Source organism: Marinobacter sp. MIT932201 (assembly GCF_047123295.1).
In the GTDB taxonomy this organism is placed as follows: Bacteria; Pseudomonadota; Gammaproteobacteria; order Pseudomonadales; family Oleiphilaceae; genus Marinobacter; species Marinobacter salsuginis.
Window position 1 is genome coordinate 3,331,883 of record NZ_CP138917.1, and the last position, 15,376, is coordinate 3,347,258.

Genomic DNA, 15,376 nt, shown 5'->3' on the forward strand with positions numbered 1-15,376 from the left:
GCCCGTGCGCTTGGCCAGGAAGATAAGCGTTGCTACAGTGAAACAAGCCCGCCTCACTCCCATAGTGGCGAGATCCAGTGCAAACGTACAACCCATGGCAGGAGTTTCCCATGCCCACTTACACCGTCACGGTCGCAAATCTGTCTCTGTCGCCGCAGCAGAAATCACAGATCGCAGAGGCCATCACAGCGGCCCACAGCGCCCAGACCGGCGCTCCCCGGTTCTTTGCCCAGGTTCTGTTTTCTGCGGCCAACGAGGGCGACCACTTTGTGGGTGGCAGAGTGAACACCGCGCCTCAGGTGTATGTGCACGGCCAGGTGCGGGAGGGCAGAAGCATCGAGATCAAACAGGCCCTGATGAGCCAGATGCTGGAAGAAATCGCCCACATCGTGGACATCACGGCTGAAGATGTCTGGATCTATCTGCAGGACATTCCGGCCACCCAGATGATCGAGTTTGGTCGGTTTTTGCCAGCGCCGGGCGATGAAGCTGAGTGGGAGAAGGGAATGTCTCCGGAAAAGCGGGCTAGCTTACTCAAATAACCGCGATACTAGATCTATAGCGGTTTTCAGAGTTCTCATGTTCACTGGAAAGGCCGACAGAAACTGTCGGCCAGACTATCTCAGGTTCCTGGCTTGCAGGAATTCAGATTAAGCGCGTGCGCTGCAACCGTCGATTTCTTCGTCAATGATCAGATTCCCTTCTACACGGAATCCTATGCGACCAACCAGAAACGCCTGCTGCAGACTGGTAATGACAAGATCAGACAAACCAACGGCGCACCGATCTTTTTCAATAGCATCATCTACAGCTGTCTTAACATTGGGGATACCAAGCGGAAAGAGAACGACGGGCACGATGTCCTCGCCAGTTACCCGATCACCTTTCAGAAAGCTTGCCGAGTTAATGTTGTAGTTTTTGGTACTACCGACTGTCAGATCAGCGACGCGGTGAGCACAGCCAGACGCCAAAACCGTAGCTGCGATGATTCCAACAATTGCTGCCTTTTTCATTATCTACCTCTTCCTTAGGTTGCTTTATTTTTCGGCGCAAGTTTATGTTTTTATTAAGAAGAGGTGAAAGAGCGAATTGTAGTCAATTGTAAAAGGTTGCTTGAACGGGGCGAAAATCACGCAAATTGGAAGTAAGAGCTGCAGATTTATCTTTAGGTTTGGGCTGCAAATCGCCCCTCATTGGCACCTAGGGTTATTCTCGAACTAAAAAGGGATCCGGAATCAGGACAGCTGGAAAAGTGGGACAATAAATCTGCGCCGGATTCCGAGCGGTCACGACTGGCCTGCCAAAAGCCATAAAAACAGGCAAGCAGCCCCGAAAAAAAGCACTGTAAAATGAACAGCCAGGTTCTTCCGGATCGTTGGGGCGGGCTTGGCGTTGAAACTGAAATATTCCTCACCAAACAGCCCAACGCCGCAGCGCTCACAGTAGTTTTTCGAGTAAGACACCCGGAGCTCATATGGCTCAAACCTTTTTCGGCAACTGTAACAACTGGGTTTAATCACTTCGGGCTCCGGTTTTTCTTATGTGTGAGATGATCGAGTCAAATATAAATCTGTTCAGGATTCCCCTCCTCCACTTCTGCTAACATCACTGATATTAAATACTTTTGACTCATGAATGGTTGTAGCAATGCTTTATCGTATCAGTCGACTCGCAGTTATGGCGCTCGTTTTGAGCATGATATCTGGCTGCGCAACGCAAACGATCAACACCAGCTTCGACGCCCTCCCGTCAGACGATTCAATGGCCTATTTTTCCGAGGGTTGGATAATCCAGAAGCAGGAGTCTGAAGACTTTGTAGTTCAGATGGCTGTCCGCGACGGAAAACAGGCGTGGGAGGCGATAACTGCTCTACTCTTCGTTCAGAACAAGTCTGAAGAACCCGTGAACGTCAGTGTGGAAAACATCTCCTTTCAGCAAGACGAGTACTCGATCGACCTTCTTTCCTACAACGAGCTGACTCAGCAACACATAAGTCGCGCTCAATCCCGAAGAACTGCTCTTGCACTCAGCGCGATGGCCCAGAGCTTCACTGCTGCACAGCCTCAGACCACTACAACCTACGGTTCGGGAACTGCATACGGAAGCGGAGGGACTGCAAGCTACTACGGCACTACTCAGTCATACACCCATGACCCAGCCGCCTCTGCAGCAGCTCAGGCTCAGATTCAAGCCAACGTCCAGGCCGGAGTTTCAAACATCCAGTCAGACCTGCAGCGCAACCTTACTTCAATGGATGGATATCTCCAGAAGACAACTGTTTTTCCGGGCCAGAGTTACAGCGGAAGGTTTCAATCCCAGATGACTCGCTTCGACCAAAGGCCTGAGTCGATATATGCTCTGACAGTAGAACTCGACGGCGAAAGGTTCAGCTTCAAGTTTATCGAGGAGGCAGACATCCAAACGCATCAGCGCAAACTGTTCTGAGAAGGTCAGAACCTCCCGAGACAAGGACAGCTCAAGCACGATGAACAGCAACTACAAAATCGCTCTACTCATCGACTGTGACAACGTCAGTCACCAATCCATCGAAGGGGTACTGCAGGAGCTCGCCAAATACGGGGCTGTAAACGTGCGCCACGCCCACGGAAACTGGAACGGTCCGCAACTAGGTGGCTGGATCGAAAAGCTCCACGCCAACGCCATCCGGCCCGTTCAGCAGTTTGCCTATACCACCGGCAAAAACGCTACCGATGCCTCAATGATCATTGACGCCATGGACCTGCTCTACAGCGGAAACGTTGATGCGTTCGCCCTCATGACCAGCGATTCCGACTTCACGCCCCTGGTCATGCGAATTCTTGAAGCTGGGCTGCCCGTATTTGGCTTTGGCGAGCGCAAAACCCCTATGCCATTCGTGAACGCCTGCTCGCAGTTTATCTACACGGAGAACCTGCGCGAAGAAGCTGATGAGCCCGATAACGTCAACAACGGCGGCACGCCAAAACCGACGGTCGAAACCAAGTGGGAACGGAACAAGCTGAGGGGCGACGCCGTGCTGGTGCGGACTCTACGAACTGCGGTGGAACAGACTGCTGACGATGATGGCTGGGCCCACCTCGGCAAGGTAGGCCAGTACATTTCGAATAACAGTTCCTTCTCACCCGTGAACTACGGGTACAAAAAGCTGAGCGACCTTATCCGAGCCAGTGATCTCTTTGAAATGACAATACGAGATAAGAACGTTCTCTATATCAAAAGCCCGGAAAAATAGAACCCTCCTAGCTTACCCGCGGAAGAAGTCTGGCTGATCAGACTCACCTTTGCAGTAACAATCTGTTTCATTTTTTGAAGCTTGCAAATTGTAGTTAGCTTGGTAACTTATGCTCTGCAATGCCAAATTTCACCGAAGAAGGTCACCTCACAGTAGGCCTGCACGGGAAGCAAACTCATAAACTTAAAGGATGAAGTATGGAATATGATGACCTGGAATACGTCGGCTTTTGGGCTCGAACTGGCGCAACGCTGATCGATTCTATCTTGATAGGTATTATTGTGCTTCCCTTGCTCACCGCGTTCTATGGTGAGTCCTATTGGGATAGTACAAGTTTAATTGTTGGGCCTATGGATTTTCTTTTGTCCTGGATATTTCCCGCTGTAGCAGTGATTCTATTTTGGACATCGAAACAGGCGACACCAGGGAAAATGGCCGTTTCCGCCAAAATTGTTGATGCCAAAACTGGCAATGCTGCAACCACTGGCCAACTGATCGGACGCTACCTCGCCTACTACATATCCTTATTGCCTCTCGGTCTTGGCTATTTCTGGGTGGCCTTTGATTCCCGCAAGCAGGGCTGGCATGACAAGCTAGCGGGGACAGTGGTCGTGCGGAAGAAGCACCGGGCACCGAGACCAGTTTCGTTCGACACCTGAAATACGCATATTGGAAGGTATGCAGAGAATGACGTCTGAATACGCAGAGAAAGGCATAATACTGCCTTCACATGCTTAAAGGACCGAAACCGGGAAAGGTTTATTTCGCGAAGTAATAGACCTGTCCCGGTTTTGCCTTAAGGTTTGCAAGATATGTGGCCTTGTACGTTCGCCGCATTTATTGTTGGCTCAGGAAAGGCATACGTAAGGTTCATAGATTGCCCACTGCCAAAGTTCAATTTTTGTACACGCTCAAAATTACCTTCGGAGGTGGAGATTTTTGCAGTAACTGTGATTTCACCTTGCTCCCCATGATTTTTCACAGTCGCATTGTATCTATAACCGAAGTCGCCTTCTCCGTTTATCAACAGCACATCCTGAGTGAGCCGATTATTCGACAGCTCGCAAACTGCCTTACTCCCTCCAGAATCTAACAAATTAACGACTTCAGAAAGAATGAAGGCAGCTTTCCCACTAAAAATAAGATATACAACCCAAAACGCAATTACCGATTTCCAGAAAACTCCCGCCCAATAATTAGTCGAGTGAGGTGTTTTCACACCACAATGGGGACATTTTTCAGCTTTATTAGAAACCTCTTCACCACACTCTCTACATTTAACAATCGCCATCGATAAAAATCTCCTTCCTATGATTTATTGGAGAAAATAATGCTCCGCACAGGAGCAGACAAATAAGCGCAGCGTTCTGGCTGTCCCAGCGGCCAACAGGAGCGATTGCTGCGGTTTTTTTATGCACCATCATTGGGCAATGAATACCAAATCATCCTACCGGGCCAACCGTCACAAAAGAGATGTGGTGTATGACATTATAAAACGGATTTATTTATCGACGCTGTATCGCGTAATATTTGTATGATTATATTTCATGGCTCAGCAATTCGTGCGTCCAGCGCTTGAATAGCTTTGGCATAGCGCAATTCTGTGCGTTCGATCTTGATCATCTCTCGTCATTCCGGGTCGACGTCACTCTTTAATGATAAGGCTCTCTGCTCTCTTAAGTTTACCTAGTGCAGCATCAAAGACTTGCTCTCCGCTTTTGTTATGCTGCTGGTAGACAGCAATGAGTTGATCGACTTTATTGATGGTGAGATAGGTCAATTGGCTGTTCTGTTGTTTGGTGCGTATTCCAGACCAAGGTTGCCACTGATTCCAGACGAAGCCTGCCACCCATTCCACGCGAAAGCTGCCACTGATTCCACGGCAAAGCTGCCACCCTGGCAGGCTGCCTGATTTCCCCATCAAAACGTCCGGCGCGGGATAACTAACGGTACTCTGCTCCTTTTCATCCGGAGAGGGCCAGATGCCAGCGATGAGGTTATCCATGCGTAAAATCAAAGAAGTCCTTCGCCTCAAGTGGGAGCGAGGGCTGAGTAACCGGCAGGTTGCCGCAGCCTGCGGCATCAGTCGCCCCACTGTGAGCGAGTATCTGCGGCGTGCTGCTGAGGCGGAGCTTGGCTGGCCGCTGCCAGAGGATCTGAGTGAAGCCCAGCTGGAGCAACGGCTGTTCCCGCCACCACCGGATCTGCCGGCACAGGCCCGAGGCATTCCGGATTGGAAGCGAATCCACGATGAACTCCGGGGCAAGAACGTCACCCTGTTCCTGCTCTGGCAGGAGTACCGGGAAGCCAATCCGGATGGCTACCAGTACAGCTGGTTCTGCGAGCACTACCGGGCCTGGCAGGGCAAGCTGGATCTGGTGATGCGTCAGGACCACCGAGCCGGTGAAAAGCTGTTCGTGGACTATGCTGGGCACACGGTGCCCGTCATTGATCGCACCACCGGTGAGATCCATGAGGCGCAAGTCTTTGTGGCGGTGATGGGTGCGTCCAATTACACCTACGCCGAGGCCACCTGGAGCCAGACCCTGCCGGACTGGATCGGCTCTCACATCCGAGCCTTCGAGTTCCTGGGCGGCGTGCCGGAACTGGTGGTTCCGGATAACCTCCGTTCCGGCGTCAGCAAGGCCCATCGCTACGAGCCGGATCTCAATCCGACCTATCAGGATATGGCTAGCCATTATGGCGTGGCCGTTGTCCCCACACGGGTTCGCAAGCCCCGTGACAAGGCCAAGGTGGAAGGTGGCGTATTGATCGTTGAGCGCTGGATCCTGGCGGCCCTGCGCCATCGTCAGCACTTCTCCCTGGGGCAGCTCAACGCCACCATCCGTGAGCTGTTGGAGAAGCTCAATAGCCGCCCCTTCCGCAAGTTGCCCGGGTGCCGGCTTGATCACTTCAAACAGCTGGACCAGCCGGTTCTACAACCGCTACCCGCCGAGCCGTATGTCTACGCCGAGTGGAAAAAAGCCCGGGTACACATCGACTACCACGTGGCCATCGATGGGCACTACTACTCGGTGCCCTACACCCTGATCAAGAAAGAGGTGGAGGTCCGGATCACCCACAACACCATCGAATGCTTCCACCGGGGCAACCGGATCGCCAGCCACCGGCGTTCGGATCAGAAGGGTCGGCATAGCACCATCGCCGCTCACATGCCGGAGTCCCATCGCCAAGCCGGCGAGTGGACCCCAGAGCGACTGACCGCCTGGGCAGCCAAGACTGGACCGGCAACTGAAAAGCTTATCCGTACCGCGCTGGGGGCAAGAAAGCATCCGCAACAGGCCTATCGGTCCTGTCTGGGCATTCTCCGGCTGGGCCAGAGCTACGGCGAGGCACGATTAGAACGTGCCTGCCAACGCGCCCTGATGCTGGGCAGTTGCCGATACAAGAGCATCGAATCCATCCTCAAGCACCGCCTGGATGAGCAGCCCCTGGAAGAGCAACAAGAACTGGCCTTACCCGACACACACGACAACATCCGTGGCCCCGCCTACTACCACTGAAGGAACCTGACATGCTGAAACATCCCACGCTGGATAAGCTCCACGCCCTCAAACTGACCGGCATGGCCGCCGCCCTGGCGGATCAATCGGCCACCCCCGACATTACCGACCTGAGCTTCGAGGAGCGCCTTGGCCTGCTGGTCGACCGGGAAATGACGGAACGGGACAACCGACGCATGAGCAGCCGCCTGCGCCGGGCCAAGCTGCGACACGCCGCCATCCTCGAAGACATTGATTACCGGAACTCACGGGGCCTGGATAAAGGGCTTGTCCAGAGTCTGGCCAGCTGCCAGTGGGTGAAGGAACACCTGAACGTGCTCATCACCGGCCCGACTGGCGTCGGGAAAACCTGGTTGGCCTGTGCTCTGGCACACAAGGCCTGCCGGGAGGGTTACACCGCCCAGTACGTCCGCCTGACCCGGCTGCTACGAGAGCTGACCATCGCCAAGGGCGATGGCCAATACTCAAAGCTCCTGACCAGCCTGGCCAAGGTCGACGTGCTGATCCTGGATGACTGGGGGCTGATGAAGCTGAGCGCGGAGAACCGGCGGGACTTGCTGGAGGTGCTGGAAGACCGACATGGCCGGCGCTCCACCATCGCCACTAGCCAATTACCCATCGAGGAATGGCACGGCATCATCGGTGACGCCACTCTGGCAGATGCCATCCTGGACCGGCTCGTACACAACGCCTACAAGATCAATCTGCGGGGCGAATCCATGCGAAAACAGCAGGCAAAGTTGACGGGCACTGAGACTTCGGAGTAAGAAGAGAAACCCCGCGTCGCTACGCTCCGATGGGTGGCAGCCTTGCTCCGGTCCGGGTGGCAGGCTTCACGTGGAATGGGTGGCAACCTTCAGCGGTTTACGCAGTTTGGCTTGTTTTGCGGCTTCCTCCGCTTTTTGGAACTCATTTCGAGCTGTATCGAAGTCATTCAGCGCATCACGTCTTAGCTGTTTAATCTTTTCAAAATGTCTTTTCAGCGACTTGAACCCTTTCAACTCAAACAGTGATTCGTTGATTTTTATGAGACTAGCGGCAATCTCGGCCTTCATTCCTGCAGATTGAATACCATTCGACAAAAGCCAGTCGTTATCCAACTTGACCATTTGCGTCACTGCACCTTGGACTGAGGCATTTTGCTTCGCGACCAACCAACGCTCGTAAGTCTTGTCACGTAGGAGTTTGACGCCGCCATTGTCGAATACTTGGAAGTTCAGCTTATCAGGATTGATCCGCTCATCGGCGATACGCCCGGTCTTCGGTCTGAACTTGAACACCAGAAGCTGTTTGGCACCCTCGAGAACTTGAGGATAATTGGGGAATTGAGGGCAGATTTGACGGATTTCGGGAATTATTTTTTCTTGCAAATAAACGGCGGGGTGTGAGTTGAGAATCTCCTTTTTGACCGCCTCGTTATCATATTCCGCAATGACGCTGACGTAGGAATGCTGACACCATTTGGGTCCAGGCTGACTAAACCATGAAATAAACTTTAGGCCTTCGCTCTGATGCAACACGTAGTCATTGATCTCGCTGCGAATAAGCTGTTTTTCAACTTCGGCGGCGCTCCGCGGGTCGAGGGCTGCCAATTGCTTGGAATTAAGGTGGTATTGCGCATCAAGGGGGCGGTGACCGGTTACTTCAGCCCCTGCTTTACTGACTTTTACCGTGATGCTATCCCAAGGTGGGGGCTTGTTGCTTTTGAGGGCGGAGACAAGTCCACTTGGGGCCAAATTGCTCGGCTTGCGGTACATGGCCAGAGTGATGTAATCGATCTCGGCTTCGGCACCACAAACACGCTGAATTGAGGGGAGAATGGCATCATACACCCACTGTTGCAGAGGCTTGCCAAGCGCTGCCATTCGTTGCTCGTGAGGAGCGGAATAAAAAACACTGACCGGGATGGCGCGACCGGGAAGGTTGTGATCTTCACACCAACGCTGGTTTGATGACCAAGGAAACGAGAGGACCCAAAGCCCGTCTTGCTGATAAATCACTTTGTCGTCGTTTTGAGCGATTGCTGGCAGAGCAATCAGAAAACCCAGACCGACGGTTATCGCTTTTAAAATCATATTAACCCTCGGTAGCCTAAAATAATCATGACATTGACTAGGCAGCGCGCTTCGTTATTGTGATCATTTGACAGTGTCGTTACTGCAATAACACACCACCAACCATTCTTCGCCACGGCCGCCTTCACATGCTTAACGTGATTTCTGAACTTAGCCATCAGCCGCCCAGATTCAATGGCTTCGATCATCTGCTGAACTTCCACAGCAGCCAACCGCTGCTCGGTTTGGGCCTTGATAAAGTGAAGCGCGGTATCAGGTACCAGAAATAATCGGAGAGGGGCGGTAACGCCGGGGCGTAGTCCATCTGTCATCCTTAACAGCGCCGTTTATCAGTTTCTTAAAACTACACACTAGTCTAATACATGGGAAACTTCCCACTCGGTAGACGAATAATTTAGTAGACCACAAAAAACAAAAGCCGCCCGGTTTCCCGAGCGTCTTTCTCGTCTGCTCTCTGGTCGTCTCGACCTGCGTATCAGGCAGCTGCCAGGTACGCCCCTGCAAGCGCCAGCACACAGCCAACCCCACGACTGAACCGGCTATCCGCCTTCAGCAAGCATCAAAACCGAAACCGGAACAGACCTATCTATTAGATGCATCCACATCGCATGTTGCTAACGGTCGGTTTTCAAAATAAATCTGTCCCGGTTTTCGTTTCTAGTAAATAAGTCCGTCCCGGGTTGCTCGCAGGATCAAACCGGCAGTTCAATAATCTCACCAACCACACCGTCTTCACTCACCTCCAGCCGCCCCACCGTGATCGGCAGCGTAAAACGCCGGGGCCCGGCGCCACCGGGATTGAAGTAAAGCACGTCGCCAATCCATTCATTGCGGGGTTTGTGGGAATGGCCGGCGATCACAACTCGGTAACGGCCTTGCGGATCGAATTCTAGGGTTTTGACGTCGTGAAGCATGTAGAAGGCATGGCCGAGAAATTCCAGATCCTGAGCATTAGGGAGCGTCGCTGCACGGCCTGCCCTATCGATATTGCCGCGGATAGCAACCAGGGGAGCGATGGCCTCCAGTGCTTCCAGAACCTCATCCCTCCCCACGTCACCGGCATGAAGGATCAAATCCGAGCCCTCCAGAGCCTCCAGGGCTTCGGGACGCATCTTGCTGTGGGTGTCTGCGATTACCCCGATTTGCATGTTTACGCCTCGTTCAGTCTCTCAGTCGACCTACCTGGCCCGTGCGCTTGGCCAGGAAGATAAGCGTTGCTACAGTGAAACAAGCCCGCCTCACTCCCATAGTGGCGAGATCCAGTGCAAACGTACAACCCATGGCAGGAGTTTCCCATGCCCACTTACACCGTCACGGTCGCAAATCTGTCTCTGTCGCCGCAGCAGAAATCACAGATCGCCGAGGCCATCACAGCGGCCCACAGCACCCAAACCGGTGCTCCCCGGTTCTTTGCCCAGGTTCTGTTTTCTGCGGCCAATGAGGGCGATCACTTTGTGGGTGGCAGAGTGAACACCACGCCTCAGGTGTATGTGCACGGCCTGGTGCGGGAGGGCAGAAGCATCGAGATCAAACAGGCCCTGATGAGCCAGATGCTGGAAGAAATCGCCCAAATCGTGGACATATCAGATGAAGATGTCTGGATCTATCTGCAGGACATTCCGGCCACCCAGATGATCGAGTTTGGTCGGTTTTTGCCAGCGCCGGGCGATGAAGCTGAGTGGGAGAAGGGAATGTCTTCGAAAAACGGGGCAGCTTAAACCAACTACGCGCAACAATAGATTTATCCCGGTTTTCGCTCAAATCACCTACAGGTTCCACTCAAAGGGAAAGTGTCCAGACAGTGGTAAATTGACTTGAACTTGCCCGGAATGCTCCTAAAAAGTCCGATCTCCGAAACCTCGAAGGATCGGGTGCACAGATCTCGATTACTCTCTAAGAAATCGTCAACACTCCCTGCCGCGCTGGATGCCAGGCGGGCAAGCGTAATATGCGGTTGGTATCTAAAGTGAGCAATGTTGATGCCCAGAGCCTCAACCTGACGCTTGACCAAAGTATGAAGAGCCTCCAGCTCAGCCCTTGGTTGTAGGCCCGCCCATAAATGGACCGCCCCTCCCTCCGAATCAAAAACACCCATTCCTTTAACCGCGACCCTGAATGGAGCGATTGAAATCCTCCCTAACGAAGACCTTAACCTGTCAACGTCCTTATCAGAGACTTCCCCGACATAGCACACTGTGATGTGCAGTTCGCTTCCAGCTTGCCAATGAACCCCATCCACACGAAAATTGGTGGCCATCAATTGCTTCTTAATAGTCTCTGGGGGGCAAATTCCAAAAAAGACCCGCACTGCGTACTCCCACTGTATTTCGGAAACCTAGACTTACCCCGACTAAAACCTACCACACTCTTGTCCCGTTTGCGTTTACTGGTCAGAAAGTTGCAGAATCGGCGAGTACGATTTTAAAAGAAAAAACAATGTGATCTGCAGGGAGCGCACGTTAGCAGTGAACCAACCAAATTCAGCTCGATACGAGCAAAACCTTCAAAGCGACCTCGTGCGCCGGATACGTTTACAGCGAGGCGTGCACGACATCTTGGAGGACCGCACCCAAAGTTTATTGTCATTCCAGAAAGTAGTTAATGTCGGCACCAGCGCTTTTATTACCTTAGTAGTTTTCGCTGATTTCGGACTTGTTGAAAAACTGGCGCCTTCCGTAAGCGGCCTACCTGTCATGCTCGCTGTCGCTGTAATAGCGTTGCTAGTTTTCATAATGAACGCACTTTATGACGTTTATTCTGTCGCCGAAAAAAACGCCACCCATCTCCAGGCCATTCAGCAGTATACTGACCTTCTCTCAGACCTTAAGAAGGCAAAATATTCCAATTCCAGCGAACAAATCGACGACGCAACGTTGATGCAGTGCCTCTCTCGATATCTTCAGATAAGTGCCTCCGCTACCAATGCTGGCGGAAACAAATTTGATAAAGCGCAGGAGAAGTACCTGAAACGGCGAGCACTGCGAAGGGCACGAGAAGAAATACCTTTCGGAAGCAAAGCAGAAATCGTGAAACGCGCCAAATCGCTTACCGAACAATGCAAAAAGGCAGAGGGCGAAATTTGAATGAGCATCAACGAAGGCATTTCGAGTCAACCAGACATCCTCAAAGAAAGAAAAATTTATTCAATCAAAAGGCTTGAGGAACTAAAAGAAAAGCTCTCCAACCTCAGTGAAACTGAGGCATATCCTGGTTTAACAATAATTGCTGCAGGATCACTTGCACGGCACGAAGCAAGCAAGTATTCGGACATTGACATGTTCTTTTTCACTTCCGCAGAGAAAGTCGAGGACCCCCGAACTAAAGAGCTTAGGTTGTTTGGGAAAATGATTGATGTTATTGACGACCTCGGATTCCCAAAGTTCTCAAGAGATTGCAGGTATCTCAATATCATATCCACCAATGAAATGTTCAAAAACCTTGGAAGTCCTACCGACGATCACCAAAATTTCTTCACCGCACGCATGCTTTTACTGCTTGAAAGCAAATGCCTGTACGGAGATAAAGAATACGAAAAGCTTATTAACTCTGTAATTGACTACTATTATAAAGACTTTGACCAACACGAAAAAAACTTTAAGCCGACATTCTTGCTAAATGACATCTGTCGATACTGGAAAACAATCCTTCTAAATTATGAAAACAAACGCGTGCTAGAGAATCGACAGGATCACAATTTAGAGAATCCTCGAGAAAAAACTAAGCGTAAAGTACAAAACTACAAGCTAAAATACAGCAGAGTAACAACGTGCTTCGCTACGGTTTGCGCAATTGGTTCTTTAGAGCCACCAGTAAACTCAGAAAGAATTAAAGAATTAATCCGCATGACTCCAAGAGAGCGACTTGAACAGATACCCAAAAACCTCCCAAATACAATAGACATAGTTGAAAATCTACTCAAAAAATATTCAGTATTTATTGAAAAGACTGGCCTATCGGAGGATTCCATTAATCGCGAGTTCGAAAATAAAGAAAAGGTTGAGGCACTATTTGAGGGCGCCAATGAATTCGGAAACCTCATGTTTGAGCTTCTCGAAAAAATCGACGAAGAGACTTCATCGGATATAAAACTGGTACGTCACCTGGTGATCTAAATTGGCTAAAGTATTGGTTTTAAATATTGACAACCAGGTAATAACGCCTGCGCTTGACCTCATAAGAAAACTATCAAACCCTAGATCCTCCTCTAGGCCTCACATTACTATAAGATACATAGACAAACTGTCAGACAGCAATCTAGATCTTTATGAAAATGCCAGGCCCACTTATATCGACCTTATGGCGCCAGGCTCTTTTGGCACACTTCATCTCGATGGAGACGATTCAAGAAAAACAGTATTCATCAAGTGTTCCTCAGATGAGCTCGAAATGCTCGCTCATAAACCTCACTACCCTGACAGTGTCTTCCACATTACACTTTATGATGGAAAATCCGCTCACTACGCGCGCGAACTTCTAAAAACTTTAAACAAATACTCATGGAACATCAGGGCTGATCTATCAGGAAGTAATGGGCTGACAGAGGTTCTTCTCAAAAGAAAAACTAAAAATTCGACACAAACAACCTTTGATTACCCCGAGGATAGTAAAGCGTTATTTTATTCAATAACTGGAAAAACACTAAGCGCTGAGTCAATAGAGGGGCTATCCGAAGAAGAGAGAATAGATATAGTCGACAAGATTTGTCTACACATTAAAAACCAAACAAAGAGCTACCAGAAAGCTCTAAAAAATATTGAAAGTAGTTTTAGCTTAAAATTTGTAGAGCCCTCGCTGGAAGATCCAGCTTCGTGGAGCAAGTTCAACTCTGAGGAAAATAACAAAACAGGCCTTTATCTCACTCCGCCGGAGTTGGCTACAGAAATCACAAAAAAGGTTATACACCTTGCAAAACAAAGAAATATTGACATTCACTTTGGAGACCCTGCGATTGGAACTGGCGTATTTTTCTCGATTCTTCAGCATTTGCTTAGTGAGAACGAAATAAAGAGTGCAATAGGGATTGAGCTAAATAAAAGCAGAGCAAAAAAAACGGAAGAGCGCTGGGCTCATAAAGGGCTTCAAGTTTTTCCGGGCGACTACCTGCACATCGACAACCTACCCCATCGGTCGGTTATCATAGCCAATCCTCCATATGTAAGGTATCAGCACATAGAGTCGAAATATAGTAGGGCCCTCCGAGAGAAGGCAATTCTCGAAAGTGGAATGAATATAAGCGGTCAATCCGGGCTTTACATTTATTTTATACTGGCGAGTCACGCATGGATGCAAGAAAATGCAATCTCCGCATGGTTAATTCCCTCTGATTTCATGTCATCAAACTATGGGAGCTCGTTGAGAGAATACCTTTTAAGCAGGGTAGACTTAGAATTAATTCATATTTATAGCGATGAATCACCTAAATTTGAAAACGCACAAGTTTCTCCATGCGTTGTCATTTTTACAAATCGTACTCCAAGATCCCGCAAAGCTATCAATTTCAGCTATGGCGGAAGCCTTGAAAACCCAAGCATGAAAAAATTACATAGCGCTGAAGATCTAAGGGCTATGAAAAAATGGACCTTTGGCAATATTTTTGAGGATTTGCCGGTAATGGAAGGCCCTCTTCTCGGGGAGCTGTTCAACGTGACTCGTGGCATAGCGACTGGTGCCAATGATTTCTTTATTATGCAAGAAGAATCTTTGGTTAAGTTAAATATACCAAGAGAACTTACAAAGTCTGTCATTCCAAAAATACGTTACATTAAAGGTGACACAATTGCCGCATTGCCAGACGGCACCCCTGACGTAGAACCTCGGCTTTTTCTTTTTGACACCAATATTGAAGAAAACAAACTTCGCCTTCAATTTCCTGAATTAAAACAATTCTTAGATCTCGCCGATGAGCAGGGTATAAAGCAACGTACCCTGATCAGATCTCGAAAAGTCTGGACGCAGCAAGAGCAACGAAAGCCAGCACCATTCCTGGTAACCTACATGGGCAGAGGAAGCGAAGGAGTGCCGCCCATAAGGTTTCTACGGAATTGTTCCCAGGCTGTCGCAACCAACAACTATCTTCTGATGTATCCGAAACCAAGGCTTGCAGAGTTACTCGAGCGGGATCCAACACGCTATGAGAGTCTGTTTGAGCTCTTAAAGGAACTGGAAACCCAGATTTTGAAGCTTCATTGGCGAAAATACGGGGGCGGTCTCAAAAAGATTGAGCCTAAGGATTTGATGAATGTTCAGCTGCCTAGATGCCCGGAGTGGCTGGAAGGAATTGTCGATTTCAAGCTAGAAATATGATTTCTGTCAATTGGTTAGCCACTTTTGACTCCAATCAAAAGGCTTGATCCGCAAATTTAGAAAGCCGTCCGAAAGCCCGCTGGCCGTTGGATGTGAAGGTTGCAAACACCGCTCACTTTCAGAGCGGTGTTACGCATTCAACCTTCTCCATTCTGCTCGACTTTACAAAGTTTGAGCGAAGCTTATGAATCAATCGAAAACTGCCTATGGATTTAAAAGAGGACTCAGAGAAATCCTTCCTT

At 50.0% G+C, this 15,376-nt stretch carries 17 protein-coding genes; 10 read left to right on the plus strand and 7 right to left on the minus strand.

The window, feature by feature from the left end; all coding sequences use genetic code 11:
- Positions 1 to 110: 110 nt before the first annotated feature.
- Positions 111 to 542, plus strand: coding sequence for a tautomerase family protein (locus tag SIC15_RS15380; protein WP_412536372.1), 432 nt, complete (start codon positions 111 to 113; stop codon positions 540 to 542).
- A gap of 108 nt (positions 543 to 650) precedes the next feature.
- Here the strand turns inward: SIC15_RS15380 and SIC15_RS15385 are convergent, their stop codons facing one another.
- The gene (locus SIC15_RS15385; protein ID WP_209400423.1) at positions 651 to 1,013 is read right to left on the minus strand and encodes a hypothetical protein; all 363 of its coding nucleotides are present in this window, start codon (positions 1,011 to 1,013) and stop codon (positions 651 to 653) included.
- Between the two features lie 634 nt (positions 1,014 to 1,647).
- Here SIC15_RS15385 and SIC15_RS15390 point away from each other — a divergent pair.
- From SIC15_RS15390 to SIC15_RS15400, 3 genes are all read left to right on the plus strand, one after another.
- Complete coding sequence (locus tag SIC15_RS15390) at positions 1,648 to 2,445, plus strand: hypothetical protein (protein WP_412536373.1); 798 nt, start codon at positions 1,648 to 1,650, stop codon at positions 2,443 to 2,445.
- A 40-nt stretch (positions 2,446 to 2,485) separates the two neighbouring features.
- The gene (locus tag SIC15_RS15395; RefSeq protein WP_069184377.1) at positions 2,486 to 3,232 is read left to right on the plus strand and encodes an NYN domain-containing protein; all 747 of its coding nucleotides are present in this window, start codon (positions 2,486 to 2,488) and stop codon (positions 3,230 to 3,232) included.
- Between the two features lie 197 nt (positions 3,233 to 3,429).
- Entirely contained in the window at positions 3,430 to 3,891 is a 462-nt protein-coding gene (locus SIC15_RS15400; RefSeq protein WP_069184378.1) for an RDD family protein, read from the plus strand.
- Positions 3,892 to 4,028: 137 nt separating this feature from the next.
- Here SIC15_RS15400 and SIC15_RS15405 read toward each other — a convergent pair whose 3' ends face one another.
- Positions 4,029 to 4,523 carry a hypothetical protein gene (locus SIC15_RS15405; RefSeq protein WP_412536374.1) on the minus strand — a complete coding sequence of 165 codons (495 nt, stop codon included), beginning with the start codon at positions 4,521 to 4,523 and terminating at the stop codon, positions 4,029 to 4,031.
- A gap of 354 nt (positions 4,524 to 4,877) precedes the next feature.
- Positions 4,878 to 5,237 carry a hypothetical protein gene (locus SIC15_RS15410; protein ID WP_412536375.1) on the minus strand — a complete coding sequence of 120 codons (360 nt, stop codon included), beginning with the start codon at positions 5,235 to 5,237 and terminating at the stop codon, positions 4,878 to 4,880.
- On the opposite strand from SIC15_RS15410, the gene istA reads away from it, so the two are divergent.
- Complete coding sequence (istA, locus tag SIC15_RS15415; RefSeq protein ID WP_053114397.1) at positions 5,215 to 6,756, plus strand: IS21-like element ISSpu5 family transposase; 1,542 nt, start codon at positions 5,215 to 5,217, stop codon at positions 6,754 to 6,756. The two genes, SIC15_RS15410 and istA, sit on opposite strands and share 23 nt — an antisense overlap.
- A gap of 11 nt (positions 6,757 to 6,767) precedes the next feature.
- Entirely contained in the window at positions 6,768 to 7,523 is a 756-nt protein-coding gene (gene istB, locus SIC15_RS15420; protein WP_008170042.1) for an IS21-like element ISSpu5 family helper ATPase IstB, read from the plus strand.
- Positions 7,524 to 7,589: 66 nt separating this feature from the next.
- Here istB and SIC15_RS15425 read toward each other — a convergent pair whose 3' ends face one another.
- The 3 genes from SIC15_RS15425 to SIC15_RS15435 all read right to left on the minus strand — a co-directional run bounded on the left by SIC15_RS15425 (position 7,590) and on the right by SIC15_RS15435 (position 9,979).
- The gene (locus tag SIC15_RS15425) at positions 7,590 to 8,831 is read right to left on the minus strand and encodes a hypothetical protein (protein WP_412536376.1); all 1,242 of its coding nucleotides are present in this window, start codon (positions 8,829 to 8,831) and stop codon (positions 7,590 to 7,592) included.
- Positions 8,828 to 9,142, minus strand: coding sequence for a hypothetical protein (locus tag SIC15_RS15430; protein ID WP_412536377.1), 315 nt, complete (start codon positions 9,140 to 9,142; stop codon positions 8,828 to 8,830). The genes SIC15_RS15425 and SIC15_RS15430 overlap by 4 nt, the downstream gene beginning before the upstream one ends.
- 381 nt (positions 9,143 to 9,523) lie before the next feature.
- Complete coding sequence (locus SIC15_RS15435) at positions 9,524 to 9,979, minus strand: metallophosphoesterase family protein (RefSeq protein WP_412536378.1); 456 nt, start codon at positions 9,977 to 9,979, stop codon at positions 9,524 to 9,526.
- Between the two features lie 147 nt (positions 9,980 to 10,126).
- Between SIC15_RS15435 and SIC15_RS15440 the strand changes: the two genes are divergently transcribed.
- The gene (locus SIC15_RS15440) at positions 10,127 to 10,549 is read left to right on the plus strand and encodes a tautomerase family protein (RefSeq protein ID WP_412536379.1); all 423 of its coding nucleotides are present in this window, start codon (positions 10,127 to 10,129) and stop codon (positions 10,547 to 10,549) included.
- Positions 10,550 to 10,593: 44 nt separating this feature from the next.
- Here the strand turns inward: SIC15_RS15440 and thpR are convergent, their stop codons facing one another.
- Positions 10,594 to 11,088 carry an RNA 2',3'-cyclic phosphodiesterase gene (gene thpR / locus SIC15_RS15445; RefSeq protein WP_412536380.1) on the minus strand — a complete coding sequence of 165 codons (495 nt, stop codon included), beginning with the start codon at positions 11,086 to 11,088 and terminating at the stop codon, positions 10,594 to 10,596.
- 208 nt (positions 11,089 to 11,296) lie between these two features.
- Here thpR and SIC15_RS15450 point away from each other — a divergent pair, with 208 nt between their 5' ends.
- From SIC15_RS15450 to SIC15_RS15460, 3 genes are read left to right on the plus strand one after another with little or no spacing between them, the layout of a single operon-like run.
- Entirely contained in the window at positions 11,297 to 11,914 is a 618-nt protein-coding gene (locus tag SIC15_RS15450) for a hypothetical protein (RefSeq protein WP_412536381.1), read from the plus strand.
- Positions 11,915 to 12,943, plus strand: a complete 1,029-nt coding sequence (locus SIC15_RS15455; protein ID WP_412536382.1) for a nucleotidyltransferase domain-containing protein — start codon at positions 11,915 to 11,917, stop codon at positions 12,941 to 12,943. It abuts the gene before it with no gap.
- Between the two features lies 1 nt (position 12,944).
- Positions 12,945 to 15,134, plus strand: a complete 2,190-nt coding sequence (locus tag SIC15_RS15460) for an Eco57I restriction-modification methylase domain-containing protein (RefSeq protein ID WP_412536383.1) — start codon at positions 12,945 to 12,947, stop codon at positions 15,132 to 15,134.
- Positions 15,135 to 15,376 lie beyond the last annotated feature (242 nt).

Excerpts from the sequence above, each read along its gene's own strand:
- SIC15_RS15435 (WP_412536378.1), bottom strand. The coding sequence starts at position 9,979 with ATGCAAATCGGGGTAATCGCAGACACCCACAGCAAGATGCGTCCCGAA.
- SIC15_RS15380 (WP_412536372.1), top strand. The coding sequence starts at position 111 with ATGCCCACTTACACCGTCACGGTCGCAAATCTGTCTCTGTCGCCGCAG.
- istA (WP_053114397.1), top strand. The coding sequence starts at position 5,215 with ATGCCAGCGATGAGGTTATCCATGCGTAAAATCAAAGAAGTCCTTCGC.
- SIC15_RS15390 (WP_412536373.1), top strand. The coding sequence starts at position 1,648 with ATGCTTTATCGTATCAGTCGACTCGCAGTTATGGCGCTCGTTTTGAGC.
- SIC15_RS15395 (WP_069184377.1), top strand. The coding sequence starts at position 2,486 with ATGAACAGCAACTACAAAATCGCTCTACTCATCGACTGTGACAACGTC.
- istB (WP_008170042.1), top strand. The coding sequence starts at position 6,768 with ATGCTGAAACATCCCACGCTGGATAAGCTCCACGCCCTCAAACTGACC.
- SIC15_RS15410 (WP_412536375.1), bottom strand. The coding sequence starts at position 5,237 with ATGGATAACCTCATCGCTGGCATCTGGCCCTCTCCGGATGAAAAGGAG.
- SIC15_RS15425 (WP_412536376.1), bottom strand. The coding sequence starts at position 8,831 with ATGATTTTAAAAGCGATAACCGTCGGTCTGGGTTTTCTGATTGCTCTG.
- SIC15_RS15440 (WP_412536379.1), top strand. The coding sequence starts at position 10,127 with ATGCCCACTTACACCGTCACGGTCGCAAATCTGTCTCTGTCGCCGCAG.
- SIC15_RS15405 (WP_412536374.1), bottom strand. The coding sequence starts at position 4,523 with ATGGCGATTGTTAAATGTAGAGAGTGTGGTGAAGAGGTTTCTAATAAA.
- SIC15_RS15400 (WP_069184378.1), top strand. The coding sequence starts at position 3,430 with ATGGAATATGATGACCTGGAATACGTCGGCTTTTGGGCTCGAACTGGC.
- thpR (WP_412536380.1), bottom strand. The coding sequence starts at position 11,088 with ATGGCCACCAATTTTCGTGTGGATGGGGTTCATTGGCAAGCTGGAAGC.
- SIC15_RS15455 (WP_412536382.1), top strand. The coding sequence starts at position 11,915 with ATGAGCATCAACGAAGGCATTTCGAGTCAACCAGACATCCTCAAAGAA.
- SIC15_RS15430 (WP_412536377.1), bottom strand. The coding sequence starts at position 9,142 with ATGACAGATGGACTACGCCCCGGCGTTACCGCCCCTCTCCGATTATTT.
- SIC15_RS15385 (WP_209400423.1), bottom strand. The coding sequence starts at position 1,013 with ATGAAAAAGGCAGCAATTGTTGGAATCATCGCAGCTACGGTTTTGGCG.